The 13,774-nt window shown below is 61.6% G+C and carries 13 protein-coding genes, 1 tRNA gene and 2 pseudogenes; 10 read left to right on the top strand and 6 right to left on the bottom strand.

The annotated features are described in order from the left end of the window. Positions 1-32 precede the first annotated feature (32 nt). The 6 genes from IF809_RS14595 (at position 33) to IF809_RS14620 (ending at position 3,475) form a co-directional block, all read left to right on the top strand. A complete protein-coding gene (locus tag IF809_RS14595) occupies positions 33-281 on the top strand; it encodes a DUF6894 family protein (RefSeq protein ID WP_128967017.1) in 249 nt (82 codons plus the stop codon). A gap of 217 nt (positions 282-498) precedes the next feature. Continuing rightward, the gene (locus tag IF809_RS14600) at positions 499-852 is read left to right on the top strand and encodes a hypothetical protein (protein WP_462837918.1); all 354 of its coding nucleotides are present in this window, start codon (positions 499-501) and stop codon (positions 850-852) included. Continuing rightward, a complete protein-coding gene (locus IF809_RS14605; RefSeq protein ID WP_462837919.1) occupies positions 845-1,246 on the top strand; it encodes a hypothetical protein in 402 nt (133 codons plus the stop codon). The genes IF809_RS14600 and IF809_RS14605 overlap by 8 nt, the downstream gene beginning before the upstream one ends. A 106-nt stretch (positions 1,247-1,352) precedes the next feature. Further along, positions 1,353-2,084 carry a helix-turn-helix transcriptional regulator gene (locus tag IF809_RS14610; protein ID WP_462837920.1) on the top strand — a complete coding sequence of 244 codons (732 nt, stop codon included), beginning with the start codon at positions 1,353-1,355 and terminating at the stop codon, positions 2,082-2,084. Between the two features lie 60 nt (positions 2,085-2,144). Then, positions 2,145-2,561: a hypothetical protein gene (locus IF809_RS14615; protein ID WP_462837921.1), complete on the top strand. Its 417-nt coding sequence runs from the start codon at positions 2,145-2,147 to the stop codon at positions 2,559-2,561. 185 nt (positions 2,562-2,746) lie between these two features. After that, complete coding sequence (locus tag IF809_RS14620) at positions 2,747-3,475, top strand: sulfite exporter TauE/SafE family protein (protein ID WP_462837922.1); 729 nt, start codon at positions 2,747-2,749, stop codon at positions 3,473-3,475. On the opposite strand, the gene IF809_RS14625 is transcribed toward IF809_RS14620, so the two are convergent. Continuing rightward, positions 3,472-6,660 carry an efflux RND transporter permease subunit gene (locus tag IF809_RS14625; protein ID WP_462837923.1) on the bottom strand — a complete coding sequence of 1,063 codons (3,189 nt, stop codon included), beginning with the start codon at positions 6,658-6,660 and terminating at the stop codon, positions 3,472-3,474. The two genes, IF809_RS14620 and IF809_RS14625, sit on opposite strands and share 4 nt — an antisense overlap. 144 nt (positions 6,661-6,804) lie before the next feature. Continuing rightward, positions 6,805-8,046 carry an efflux RND transporter periplasmic adaptor subunit gene (locus IF809_RS14630; RefSeq protein WP_462837924.1) on the bottom strand — a complete coding sequence of 414 codons (1,242 nt, stop codon included), beginning with the start codon at positions 8,044-8,046 and terminating at the stop codon, positions 6,805-6,807. Between the two features lie 199 nt (positions 8,047-8,245). Between IF809_RS14630 and IF809_RS14635 the strand changes: the two genes are divergently transcribed. The 3 genes and pseudogenes from IF809_RS14635 to IF809_RS14645 all read left to right on the top strand — a co-directional run bounded on the left by IF809_RS14635 (position 8,246) and on the right by IF809_RS14645 (position 10,118). Then, positions 8,246-8,848, top strand: a complete 603-nt coding sequence (locus IF809_RS14635; RefSeq protein WP_462837925.1) for a TetR/AcrR family transcriptional regulator — start codon at positions 8,246-8,248, stop codon at positions 8,846-8,848. A gap of 42 nt (positions 8,849-8,890) precedes the next feature. Continuing rightward, a pseudogene (gene rnz / locus IF809_RS14640) lies at positions 8,891-9,795 on the top strand (ribonuclease Z). A gap of 119 nt (positions 9,796-9,914) precedes the next feature. Next, on the top strand, positions 9,915-10,118 hold the full coding sequence (locus IF809_RS14645; protein ID WP_128967008.1) for a hypothetical protein: 204 nt from the start codon (positions 9,915-9,917) through the stop codon (positions 10,116-10,118). A 34-nt stretch (positions 10,119-10,152) separates the two neighbouring features. Here IF809_RS14645 and IF809_RS14650 read toward each other — a convergent pair whose 3' ends face one another. Further along, positions 10,153-10,317 (bottom strand): hypothetical protein, encoded by a 165-nt coding sequence (locus IF809_RS14650; protein ID WP_244659295.1) that lies wholly within the window; start codon positions 10,315-10,317, stop codon positions 10,153-10,155. Between the two features lie 239 nt (positions 10,318-10,556). Here IF809_RS14650 and IF809_RS14655 point away from each other — a divergent pair. Continuing rightward, positions 10,557-10,630, top strand: a tRNA-Gln gene (locus IF809_RS14655). A 528-nt stretch (positions 10,631-11,158) separates the two neighbouring features. Here IF809_RS14655 and IF809_RS14660 read toward each other — a convergent pair. From IF809_RS14660 to IF809_RS14670, 3 genes and pseudogenes are all read right to left on the bottom strand, one after another. Continuing rightward, positions 11,159-12,169 (bottom strand): annotated as a pseudogene (locus tag IF809_RS14660) (recombinase family protein); the annotation flags it as partial. A gap of 99 nt (positions 12,170-12,268) precedes the next feature. Next, complete coding sequence (locus IF809_RS14665) at positions 12,269-12,508, bottom strand: hypothetical protein (protein ID WP_462837926.1); 240 nt, start codon at positions 12,506-12,508, stop codon at positions 12,269-12,271. A 405-nt stretch (positions 12,509-12,913) separates the two neighbouring features. Next, positions 12,914-13,774 (bottom strand): hypothetical protein (locus IF809_RS14670; protein WP_462837927.1); only part of this gene is annotated, 861 nt, incomplete at its 5' end.

A 13,774-nucleotide genomic window follows, 5' to 3' on the forward strand; every position in this document is an offset into this window, starting at 1 on the left:
GTTGCATGCGGCGCCGCTCGTTGGAGTTTTGAATGCGCCGCTTCTTCTTCGATCTGCTGGTCGATAACGTCGTGAAGATCGATCCGGGCGGAATGGTCTTCGAGCATGCCAAGGCGACGTTCGTGGTCGCCGACGAGATGGCGCGGCATCTGTTCGTCTGGCGCGATGATCTGCGCGACCGCAATGCCTGGATCCGCGTCAGGGACGCTGGCGGACAGGAGATCTATCGTGCCGCGGTCTGGGCTGAGAGTGCAGAGAAGGCGGGTTGGGACCAGGTCTGAAGCGGCAGTGTCGCAACTTTGCACCACTGGCAGTTGAAAGGGCGGCAATTCGTTCTGAGCGGAAACCCGGTCGCTTCTGTCCAAGTCGGACGATGGCCTCCTTCTACCTTAGCGTTAGCGATTCACAGTTCGCAGCGTCAGCCTCCTTCGATCGGAGGATGCTGACGCAACAAGCCTGCATGCCCCTCGGGCGGAAGGCATCGCTTGGGGAATGAAGATGAAACGAAAGCTTCTTGCGACCGTCAACCGCGGTCTGCTGCGGGTCCCGGTGTCGGCGGTCCTGCTGGCGCCGTTGCTGGTCGCCAATCGGGCCGAGGCCGCCTGCACGCCGGTCGCGCCGGTGAGCAACGCAACCATTGTCTGCTCGGGAAACGTCGACACGCAGCAAGGCGGCGTTACGGGATATGGGACTTTCAATGACAACAATAATAGCTATCGAGTCGAAGCGGGGGCGCAGGCCGACGGGACCTCCTTCGGCATCAGGACCGGCTCCGGTGGCACTCTCACAAATCTCGGCATCATCGACGGACCCAACGGCGCCGGCCTCACGGCAGGCGATGTCGGTGCCTAACGCCAGTGGCGCCACGATCTCCGGGTTCAACGGCATCACGGCATCGACGCTCAATCTCGACAATGCCGGAGCGATCGCAAGTGGCCTGCAAGGGCACGCCATTGATGCGATTGCCGTCACCGTGAGCAGTTCCGGAACGATCATCGGCATTGGTGCGAACTCGATCGGAATTAACGCAACAACGGTGAACGTGACGGCAAACACGGGCACGATCGCCGGTGTCCGGTTTGGCGTTTCGGTAACGGCCGATGCCGCCATGGCCAACGCTGGAGGCGTAAAGGCAACCGGCGCAAATGGCGTCGGCATCACCGCTGATGGCAACGCCTCGATCGACAATCGCGGAACGATCTCGGCGCTGGCTAGCGGCGGCAGCGCAACATTCCTGATCTTGTAAACTTCGATGATACCGCCGCGGTCGCTTTTATCAGGAATGGCTGCGTCCCCAGGGATGTGCCGACGCCGCGAATGTAGTTCTGGAGCAGGCGAATTCGTCCTGTCCGATGCTGATGACGGTCATTCCGGGCAGGCAGATGCTGGACGCGAAGATGCGTGCGCGCATGCGGCTGGTGGCCCCGCATGCAAGCCGCGCCTTCATGATCAACCGGACGATCGAGCAGAAGCGACAGAAGTCGATGGCGCTGGCCGATGTCGTCGATCGTCTCAATGCCGGCGTGATCCTGCTCGATTCCGCCTGCAACATCGTGCACAGCAATCCGGCTGCCGATGCGATCCTGCATGCCGAAGATGTCCTGCGATCCGTTCACGGCCGGCTGCTGGCGCGGTCGTCTGAAGCGAATGCAGCTCTGCGCGACGTCTTTCGCGGCGAGGCGGAGGTGGCTGCTGCGGTGGCAACGGACCGCAAGATTCAACTGACATCGCGTGATGGATCCCACTACATCGCCCAAGTGATCGCGCTGCCCTCGCTGTTACGAGAGGGGAATGCAGGGCGCACCCGCGGCGCCATCGGCGCCCTGTTCGTCTGGATGGCGAAGCTCGATGTTCGCGCCTGCGCCGGGTCGATCGACCGCACTTTCGAACTGACGCCTGCGGAGCTCAGGGTTCTGCAGTCGATCGTCGAGGTCGGCGGTGTGCCGGAGACGGCCGATGCGCTCGGAATCGCAGAGACGACCGTGAAGACGCATCTGCATCGCGTGTTTGCCAAGACTGGTACGAGCCGCCAGGTCGACCTCGTCAAGCTCGCGGCAGGGTTTTCCAACCCGCTCGTTCACTGACGCATCGTGCGCTGACGAGGACGTCAGCACCAAATCCGCAATCTCTTCATCAGAATGTTATTGCGCATCATTCGTTTGGCTGACGCGATTTGCTGCGTTCTCTCCTACGAGAGCAGACACGATTTCTTGTTCGTCGCGTTCGGGCATTCTGTGAAGCAACTCACAGCGAGCGGAAGTCAATTTCATCAATCTCGCTTGCAGGTTGATGAGGAGACCGTCATGCGAACAGCGTCCCGTAGCTTTGCCGAGAAGTTCCATGGCGTTGTCGATTACATGGTCGCAGCGCTGCACCAACAACGTGCAATCGAAGCGCGTCGCGTCTTGCAGCGCTACCACCATTTGCTGCACGCGCCGAGCGAATCCTCGCCTTTGAACGAATGCATTTCCGTCCGCAATGAAGAGGAATTTTCAGCAAATGCCCACAAATCTGCTGCGCGCGAGCGTTCAGCCCCGCGTCCAAGTCTCGAGCGCGCGTAACCTCAATATTGTCGCCATGGCGCTCACCGCAGCGCTCGTTACCCTTCAACTCGTTGGTCTTGTCATGCTGGAGCGGTCGCACGCGCATGCCATGCAGGTGTCGTTTCCGCGCGAGGCGACGAGTTGCGCTGACAGCGCCGCCGCATCGGTATCGCCAATTCCCTACGACTAGGCGGGGGTATACTATGCCTGACATCACGACACTGCTGTTGCTCAGCCTCGCCGTATTCGCCGGGGCCTTCGTCTCGGGGCTCTCGGGCTTCGCTTTCTCCGCGGTTGCCGGCGCCGTCCTGCTGCGCGTGTTTCAGCCGCTCGAGGCGGTGCCGTTGATGATGGCGTGCAGCATCGGCGTGCAGGCGACCAATCTGTGGGCGCTCCGGCGCAATATCCGCTGGGAAGGAAGTCTGCTCCTGATCATCGGCGGACTCATCGGCGTCCCGATTGCCGTCTCGCTGTTGCAGAGCACCGACACGCATCTGCTCCGGCGAGGCTTTGGTCTCGTCGTTGCGCTCTACGCCGGCTATATGCTGCTGAGGCCGACGCTGGTCACCGCCGGCGAGGCCGTCGGCCGCCCCTGGGTCGCACTGATCGGCTTCGGAGGAGGGCTTGTCGGCGGGCTCACCGCGATGCCCGGGGCGATCCCGACGATCTGGTGCGACATGCGCGGCATGCCCAAGAGCGAGCAGCGCGGCCTGGTGCAGCCGTTCATCGCCGCGATGCAGCTGTTTGCGATCGTCCTACTGGTCGGGCACCAGGACCTGTCGTCAAAGGTCTTCGTCGACCTCGCGGTCAGCTTGCCGGCCTTGTTTGCCGGCTCGGCGCTCGGCGTTATCGTCTTTCACCGGGTAAACGAGACGGTCTTTCGAAAGACCGTGCTCGTTCTCTTGCTGGTGTCGGGAATCTCTCTGCTTTAGTGCCCGGCGCCTTGAACCGGTGCCGCGCTGATGTCGCTGCCATGATGCACCAGCGGCTTCATGCCGGTAACGGTCCGCAGCAGCACATAGAACACGGGCGTCAGGAACAGGCCGAACACGGTGACGCCGATCATACCGGAGAACACCGCGACGCCCATCGCGCGCCGCATCTCCGAACCCGCGCCGGTGGAGAGCACCAGCGGCAGCACGCCCATGATGAAGGCCATCGACGTCATCAGGATCGGGCGCAGCCGCAGGCGGCTCGCCTCGATCGCGGCCCGGATCGGCGTGCGGCCTGCGAATTCGAGCTCGCGCGCGAATTCGACGATCAGGATCGCGTTCTTGGCGGAGAGGCCAACGAGCACGATCAGGCCGATCTGCGTAAAGACGTTGTTGTCACCCTTCGAGAGCCAGACGCCGAACATCGCAGCCAACAGGCCCATCGGTACGATCATGATGATCGAGAGCGGCAGGGTGAGGCTCTCATAGAGCGCCGCCAGCACGAGGAACACCAGCAGGATCGCCAGCGGGAACACCCAGAGGCCGGAATTGCCGGCGATGAACTCCTGATAAGTCAGGTCGGTCCATTCGAAGGCGAAGCCGGGCGGCAGCACTTCCGCCGCGATTCGGGTCGCCGCTTCCTGTGCCTGGCCCGACGAGAAGCCGGGCGCCGCGGCCGCGTTGATGTCGGACGACAGAAAGCCGTTGTAACGGATCGCACGCTCAGGTCCTGCGCTCTGGCGAATCTTCAGCAGCGCCGACAAGGGCACCATGTCGCCGGATGATGAGCGTACCTTCAACTGCCTGATGTCGTCCGCACGCGCGCGGAATGGCGCATCGGCCTGGACATAGACTGAATAGGTGCGGCCGAACTTGTTGAAGTCGTTGACGTAGTAGGAGCCGAGGTAGATCTGCAGCGTGTTGAAGACCTCCGTCACCGGCACGCCAAGCTGCAGCGCCTTGGTGCGATCGATGTCGGCGAACAGCTGGGGCACGTTGACCTGGAAGCTCGAGAACACGCCGGCGATCTCCGGCGCCTTCTGCATCGCCGCCATGAATGCCTTGGTGGCCTCGTTCAGCGCCTCATAGCCGAGGCCCGCGCGGTCCTCGATCTGCAGCTTGAAGCCGCCGATGGTGCCGAGGCCGTTGACGGGCGGGGGCGGGAACATGGCGATGAAGGCTTCCTGGATGCCGGCATATTTCTTGTTCAGCTCGGCTGCGATGGCGTTCCCGCTGAGCGATGGATCCTTGCGCTCGTCGAATGGCTTCAACGTGGAGAACACGATGCCGGCGTTAGAGGAGTTGGTGAAGCCGGAGATCGACAGGCCCGGAAAGGCCACGGAGCTTTCGACGCCGGGCTGGGTCAGCGCGATGTCGCTCATCTTGCGGATTACCTCTTCGGTGCGGTCGAGTGTCGCGCCATCGGGCAGGCGGGCGAAGCCGACCAGGTATTGCTTGTCCTGGCCCGGCACGAACCCACCAGGCACCTGCTGGAACAGGAAGGCGGTGAGGCCGACCAGCACCACGTAGAGGCCCATCACGGCGGCCTTGCCCGAGATCACCTTGGTGACGGTGCCGCTGTAGCTGTTCGAGGAGAAAGTGAAGGCCTGGTTGAAACGCCGGAAGAACCAGCCGAAGCCGCTTTCCATGATAAGCGTCAGCCGGTCCTTTGGCTCGTTATGCCCTTTGAGCAGCAGGGCCGACAGAGCGGGCGACAGCGTCAGGGAGTTGACGGCCGAGATCACGGTCGAGATCGCGATGGTCAGCGCGAACTGCTTGTAGAACTGTCCGGTTAGGCCGGAGATGAAGGCGAGCGGCACGAACACCGCGATCAGCACCATCGCAATCGCGATGATCGGCCCCGACACCTCGCGCATCGCCTGGTAGGTGGCATCGCGTGGCGACAGGCCGCCTTCGATGTTGCGCTCGACATTCTCGACCACGACGATGGCGTCGTCGACGACGATGCCGATGGCGAGCACGAGACCGAACAGGCTGAGCGCGTTGATGGAGAAGCCGAACACGTGCATCACCGCGAACGTGCCGACGATGGAGACCGGCACGGCCAGGAGCGGGATGATCGAGGCGCGCCAGGTCTGCAGGAACAGGATCACCACCAGCACCACCAGGGCGATCGCCTCCAGCAGCGTGTGGATCACGGCCTCGATCGAGGAGCGCACGAACTGGGTGGGGTCATAGACGATCTGGTAGGACACGCCGTCCGGCATGTTCTTCTTGATCTCGGCCATGGTGGCGCGGACGTGATCGGAAATCTCGAGCGCATTGGAGCCGGGCGCCTGGAAAATCGGGATCGCCACCGCCTGCTTGTTGTCGAGCAGCGAACGCAGACCGTATTCGGAGGCCCCTAACTCGATGCGCGCGACGTCGCGCAGCCGCACCACTTCGCCGCGCATGCCGGTCTTGACCACGATATCGCCGAACTGCTCCTCGTTGGCGAGGCGTCCTTCCGCATTGACCGAGAGCTGCAGGTCGATGCCCTTGACGTTCGGGGACGAGCCGACGACGCCGGCGGCGGCCTCGACGTTCTGCGACTGGATCGCCTTCACGATGTCGCTCGCGGTCAGGCCGTGCTCGGCCGCCTTCTGCGGATCGACCCAGACCCGCATGGAATAGTCGCCCGCGCCATAGAGCTGGACGTCACCGACGCCATCGATCCGCGCCAGCCGGTCCTTGACGTTGAGCACTGCGTAGTTGCGCAAGTACGTCATGTCGTAGCGGCCGTTCGGCGACAGCAGATGCACGACCATGGTGAGGTCGGGCGAGGACTTCTTGGTGATGATGCCGAGCTGGCGCACCACGGCGGGCAAGCGCGGCTCGGCCTGCTGCACGCGGTTCTGCACCAGCTGCGTCGCCTTGTCGGGATCGGTGCCGAGGCGGAACGTCACCGTCAGCGTCATCGCGCCGTCGGTGGTCGCCTGGCTCGACATGTAGAGCATGCCTTCGACGCCGTTGATCTGCTCCTCGATCGGGGTCGCCACCGTCTCCGCGATCACCTTGGGATTGGCGCCGGGATAGGTCGCGCGCACCAGCACCGAGGGCGGCACGACATCGGGATATTCCGAGATCGGCATCGCGAACAGCGAGATCAGGCCGGCGAGGAAAATCAGCACCGACAGCACGCCGGCGAAGATCGGACGGTCAATGAAGAATTTTGAGAGATTCATGGCTTTGCCCCTGCGCGAGAGACAGCTCTCCCGCACTCCGGGACGCAGGTCGTGCCTGCGAAGGCCGGAATCGAGATGCGATGTCTTGGTCGGTATGTCCGGATCATTCCGGACGCGTGTCGCGCGTCGTCCGGAATGAGGTAACTAGCGTTGCACCACGTCCTGGTCGCTGTGGTTGGAGGCCTGCTGGCCGCGCGCACCCATCGCCGCGACCTCGGTCTTGAGGAGGGCGCCGGGACGCACGCGCTGAAGGCCGTTGACCACGATGCGGTCGCCGGTCTTCAGGCCTGCGGTGACGATCCGCAGGCCGTCGACGGCGCCGCCGAGCGTGATCGGCCGATAGACTGCGCGGCTGTCGTCGCCGACCGCCATCACAAACTTCTTGTCCTGGTCGGTGCCGATCGCACGCTCGTCGATCATCACCAGTGTCTGCTGCTTCGGCTGGCCCATGCGCACGCGGGCGAACTGGCCGGGAATGAGACGTCCGTCGTCGTTGGGGAATACGGCTCGCACACGGATGGTGCCACTCTGGCCGTTGACCTGGTTGTCGATGAGCTGGATGTGGCCCTTGGCCGAGAGGCCGCCCGATGTCGTCATCTCGACCGGGATCTGGTCGAGATTGCCGCGTCTGCCGGTGCTATCCGCGATCGAGTTCAGCGCGCGCAGAACGACCTCTTCGTCCGCGTCGAACGAAGCGTAGATCGGATTGACCGAGACCAGCGACGTCAGCACCGGGGAGGCGGTGCCGGCGGCGACGAGATTGCCGATGGTGATCTCGATCTTGCCGACGCGGCCGTCCACCGGCGCGCGCACCTCGGTGTAGTCGAGATTGAGCTTTGCGGTTTGGAGCGTCGCCTCGGCGGCCTTCACGTTGGCAATGGCTTCGCGATTGGCATTGTCGCGCTGATCGTAGTCGCGGCGGGTGACCACGGCGTTGCCGACCAGCTGTGCGCCGCGATCGAGCTCACTCTTGGTGAAGACCACGCGTGCCTTCGCGGCCTCGAGCTGCGCGGCTGCCTTGTCGACTTCGGCCTCATAAGGAGCGGGATCTATCTTGAACAGGACGTCACCGGCCTTCACCAGCGCGCCTTCGGTGAAGTTGGTGGACAGGATCGCGCCAGCGACGCGCGGGCGAAGCTCGACGCGTTGGATGGCCTCGAGCCGGCCGGAGAAATCGTCCCACAGCACCGTCTGCTTTGGTTCGATCAGCGCGACGGTTACGGGGACGGCCTGCTCGGCTGCCGCGCCAGTTGCGGTCGCCTGGGCTGCATGGAAGTAGTGCCCGGTCGCGATCGAGCCGGCCGCGGCGAGGGCGCCAATGATGGCGACGCCGCCAAGCAGGCGGCGGAAACGGCCGGCGGGGGAAGTTTCTTGGGAGGGGTGCATTTGCGCGCTCCAGATATGTAGTGTTCACTACAGATGTGGAGCTGGATACCGCAGCGCAAGATACTTATGTACCATTCACGAAGAAAATTGTAGCCGCATACCGCAAGAATTGGAAGAGCCCGGAAATATAAAGCTAGAACAAATAGATAGGATTCGACGTTAAGCCTGAGGCGGAACGTGAATCCGAGGAGACAGGCACATGGGCATTGGACGCCCCCGCGAATTCGACGCCGAGACGGCGTTGGACCGGGCGATGGAAGTGTTTTGGCGCCATGGCTATGAGGGCGCCACGATTGCCCAGCTCACCGAGGCGATGGGCATCAACCCGCCGAGCCTTTATGCGTGCTTCGGCAACAAGGAAGGCCTGCTCAAGGCTGCCCTCGACCGCTACACCAAGCTGCGCGGTGTGTGGATGGACGAAGTGGTGGCGGCGCCGACCGCCCGTGATGTCGCCGACCGCATGCTGATGGGCATCGCCGAAAAGCAGACCGACCCCGCCAATCCACCGGGCTGCCTGCTGGTGCAGGGCGGCATCGCCTGCGGCACCGGCTCCGAAAATGTCCCCTTCGAGCTCGCCGCGCGCCGCGCCCAGAACGAAGACCAGCTCCGCGACCGTTTTGTCCGCGCCAAGGCGGAAGGTGATCTCAAGGCAAGCGCCGATCCCGCCGCGCTCGCGCGCTACGTCTCGGCGGTCGCCGTCGGCATGGGCGTGATGGCATCGTCCGGCGCGGATCGTGAAGCGCTGCGGCAGGTGGCGAGCGTCGCCCTGCAGGCGGTCGAGGCGCAGTCGAGGCGGGCGTAAGACGCGCTCGGGGCGGACCTGCCCGCTGGACAAGTGACACCCATGTTCGCCCTGACATTTCTCGGAACCTCGGCCAGCGTCCCCTCCGCAGAGCGCAACCATCCGGCGTTGCTGCTGGAGGTCGCCGGCCAGCGGATGCTGATCGATTGCGGCGAGGGCACGCAGCGCCAGCTGTTGCGGAGCGGCGCCGGTTTTCGCCGGCTTGATCGCATCCTGCTGACGCATGGTCATCTCGATCACGTGTTGGGCATCCCCGGCCTGTTCTCGACATGGGGCTGCGGCAGACTTCCGACGCGATGACCATCCATGGTGGTCCTGGCACGCTCGACATCGTCATCCGCATCCTTGCAGGCCTGTGGGGACCGGGATGGGCGCCGATCTCGGTACAGTTCGCGCCGGTCTCCGAGGGGCAGGTGGTCGACACCGGGGACTTCACCATCGACTGTTTTCCGGTCCGCCACCGTGACACCGACAGTTTTGGATTCTCGTTTCGGAGTCCCGCGCGGCGCCATCTCTTGTCTGATCGCCTGTCCGCGCTTGGCGTGCCTGACGGACCCATGCGCGGCGAGCTGGCCGGGGGGCGCACCATTACCCTTGAAGGCGGCCGGACCATCAATCCGGAGGATGTGCTGGGTCCGCCGAGCGGTGGCAAGAAGCTGGTTGTGATCGGCGACACAGAGACGACGGACGGTCTCTCCAAACATGTCGCGGACTCCGATCTGCTGGTGATCGAGGCGACATTCCTGGATCGCGATGCCGCAACCGCGCGCGATTACGGCCATCTCACCGCGGCTGAGTCGGCCCGGTTCGCGGCCGCGAATAACGTCCGCCAACTCGTGCTGACGCATCTGTCGGGCCGCTACGAGGACGACGAGATCCTGGCTGAGGCGGCAAAGATATTCCCGCACGTCAGGATCGCCGCCGACTTCGATCGTATCGATGTTTAGGCAGCGCGTTGCACAGCCGTTAATCTTACCTGTCAAGGTTGACGCGACTTCATTCCCGCAGCCGTGCATCGGCGCGATATTTTCGCAACATCAGCAGTCAGCCCTGTATTGAGAGTACTATGTCTCGTTCCGTTGAATTGATCGTCCAAGGCTATGTGAAGCTGAACGATCGCGATGCGCTGGAAGACATTCTGGCGCATCGGCAGGACCTGTTGCGGCAGCTCGTGGTCGTGACAGGTGTAGACCCGCAGCAGGCCATCGCGCAGGTCAACGGGGAAATCACCATCATCGAGGCCGGGCTTGCGACGCTCGTTCCGGAATAGACGCAGCGTGCCGGCGGAAGGCGCGCTCAGCTCACTAGGCCGATTTGATCGCGAGCTCTTGCACCGTGCCTGTCAGCCGCATCAGCCTGGGCAGCGCGTGATCGCGAAAGGTCGGCGTGTCCATGCGCATCGCATCCACGGTGTCGCTCAGTCCCGCGATCACGGAGGGGCGGCGTCGCCAGCGTGCGCAGGCCGGCATCGGAGACCGCGTGGCCTCTCTTCTCGCCCCACATCGCCTCCGAAACGGAGCGGTGGAAGAAGATCTTCGAGGCCGCCAATAACGAGTTGGACCAGGCTGTGATCCATCCACGGCAGTGCTTGCCAGCGTGGGGACGAGCAGGTAGAAGGCTGCACGCCTGAGCCGTGATTTGCGCCGACCGCGCTTCCGGCCAAAGTCGGACAGATCAGTAAGATATTGAATTTGTTCGGCTATTCCGTTGGGGAATGGTGTAACGGTAGCACAACAGACTCTGACTCTGTTTGTCTTGGTTCGAATCCAGGTTCCCCAGCCAAACCGGATGCTCGGACGGATGCAGGCCTCCGCTGCCGCTTCCGCCGCCAGCTTTGGCAGTTACTTCCGCAATTAGATCAAAGGGCTGCCGGAAGGTTGCCGAAAGCTCGCCATTCATCCAGGTCGAGTTCGACAGTACAAAATTCAGCAAGCGGCGCTGCTCGCTCGGTTCCTGCCTGCCGAACAGCTTGAGGGCACCATTTGCCAGCTCGATCAGGGAGACACCCTCTTCCAGATAGGCCCGGTCAGCAGCTTGATGACGGGCAATTTCCCGTTCGAGCCTTTGAAGATCTGCGTTCCAGTTCTGTGAGATGTGAGCGTAGAAATCGCTGTCAATGCGCCCGTCCACCTTGTCGAGGTAGATGGTGTGCAGCCGCCGGCGCGTCCTATCGTGCTCGGCCTGGAGACGGCCCACAGCGGCCTCGTGCTCCTTCTGCTGGTCGTCGTGGCTTTCAAGCAAAGCCTTCGATAGCCACGCCAGGACTTCGTCCCCAAAGCACAACTGCCCGAGGAGACGGGAGAATTGCTCGCTGACGACTTCTTCGCGGACGTAGGGCTCCGGACACTTACCCTTGTAGCCGGTGCAATGGTAATAAACGTAGCGGCCTTTCTTGAGCTCGCCGACCAAGGCGCAGCCACAGTGACCGCAGCTCATGAGACCGGAAAAAGCAAAATCACGCTTCGTGGCGCGTGTCTTACGGGCATTTCGAACGTCCAACACATCCTGGACTCGTGCCCACAGCTCTCGAGTTACGAGTGGCGTGTGACTGCCGACATACCGTTTGCCATTCCAATCAAAGTCGCCCGTGTAAAGACGGGTACGTAGCATGCCATGCAAGTTACTTACTGAAAGTCGTGCGCCTGTGCGGCGCTGAACGATGCCGGAAGCGAAGGCTTTGTCAGCAAGCTCGCGTAAAGAAAGCGTGCCAGCTGCATACCAGGCAAACAGCTGAGCAATCGGGCCGGCCAGCTTCGCATCGGGTTCAATGATCTTCTTGCCGTTGGGACCAGTGACGTTGAGGTAACCGAGAGGTGCCTTCGTGGGCCAGATGCCCTGCTCAGCTTTCTCAAGCTGACCCTTGCGAGCCTCTTCGGACAAATTGTCGATGTAGTTCTTCGCCATCAGAACTTTGATGCCGTGAACGAATTTTTCAGACGATTTGGAATCGCGAGATAGAACCACGCCTTCTTTGACCATGTGGATTTCAATATCCAACTCGTCGAGCGTGACCCAATCCTTGAGGTTGCGGTAAAGGCGATCCGTTTTCTCAACCAGGACAATCCGGACGCCTTTGTGCGTACGAAGATATTGAACCATTTTCTCGAAATTGGCTCGGCCCGTTTGTTTAGCGGTCTCGACGTCGATAAATTCTTCAACAATCGTTAGGCGATTGGCTGCCGCATAGCCGGACAATGTTTTCTGCTGAGCGGGAATGGAGAACCCTTCCTTTTCCTGCTCTTTGGAGGAGACGCGCGCATAGGCGACCGCACGAGGTGGTCCTGAAGGATGCTGAGCATTATCGCTGTTCGACTTGCGCATTCGTATCGCTCACTTGCAGTCAAATGACAGGCTAACCAAAAGTCTGCCGAAGTGAGATTCCGAGCGCAATATAAAAATGAGGATGCAATCAGATTCCAACTAGGGGTTATTCCTAGGCGTTCGCTTTCGTTCGGCGTCGCTCCATTCTTTGAGCACCCGAAAGAAACCGGTCATGTTCTCGATGATTTCGCGACCATCTTCGCGCGTAAGCGGCCGCTTGGAATGCTTCTGCCAGATTGAAATGGTCTCATCGATCAGGTCGCGGCTCGGACCGGCAGCACCGCGGCTTGCAGTTGCTGCCCTTGTTCTAAGAGTCTGATGATCGCGCTTGCGAGCCATTGCGTGTACCCTTTCAGGCACCATTAAGCCGCAGCTGCGATGCGATTGCTTTCGTAAACTTTGTGTAATCCGAAACATTACGAGCGATTACAATTCAGTCTCAAACGGTCATGTCTTGATCGCGCAAGCCGTCGCGCAGAATGAAAACGCGCGTGGCGCTCGGCAGCTTTTTGTTCACGCAAAGCCTTTAGGGCGGTCCTTCGCCAGTCGCAGATTTCTCGCCTCGCGCCTGGTCGTGCACGGGGTGGCAGCCAGCGAACAGCCGCGAGCTTATGGCGGAATTCGATTTCGATGGCGAGTTCCGAAGCATCGCTTTCCGCATCTGGTTCGCTGATCGATAAACTTTCCGTCTCTTCTTTCGCCAAAGACGCTGGGGGCTCGGTCGTGGCTGGACCGGCCCCATGGTCATTCTCGGGAAATCTCCCGGTCGCGCATGCGCCAGGCAGCATCATCTTCCTCGCGGCCCTGCTGTTGCTGCTGCTTAAGAACGTTTTCCGCGGCCTCCCGGAATTGATCAGCTCTCTCCTCAGCTGAAATAGGCTCTGGGCTGGCCGAGCCCAGGTTTGTGAGGCTGGTGAAGATGCTGTCCGCGAAAGCCCCAAGGGTGTCTATAGCCCTTTGCGGACCTAAATCGGCGGCCTGAACGAGGCCACGGCGCGATAGATGACCATGATCGTGACCATGTTCGACTTCCGCCCATTCTGAAGACCGGGACTGCTCGGCCTGCCCATTGCGCGTCAGTTCGGCAGCCGCATCGCGGAAGCCAAGAGTGGCTTCGTGCTGGCGCTGCCTCTTTGCCGTTAGCTCGTGGAAGAAGTCGGAATTATCTATCCCGACTTCTAGCCGCGAGCGGAATTCGGCCCTAGCCTCGCGCTGGCTATCGAGAATGCCGCGATACTCAAGCTTTCGAGCGTCGAGCAGGTCGGCGCAGGCAGCATCGCGCCGTGGTTCAAGCGCTGCCTTCTGGTCGGCGAGGATCTGGGCTTTGACGCCGGCGAGAAACCGGCGGTCTTCGCCGACTGTCTTTTTGTCGGCCTGATAATAATCGGCCCAGCGTTCGCGAAATTCTTCGCGGACTTCTCGATAAATCGATGAACGCAACTCTTTAAATTTGATTTTGCCGTCCGCGAAGAACTGCTCACGTTCATCGCGCTGGATTTCCTTCAAAATTGTCCACTCTGTACTCTTGCGATCTTCGGCGGAATATTCGGGAGTTTCTGGTAGTGCGCGTAATTGCAGCTCGGATTTCAAAAATTGCTGTTCATT

The organism is Bradyrhizobium sp. UFLA06-24 (assembly GCF_054967145.1).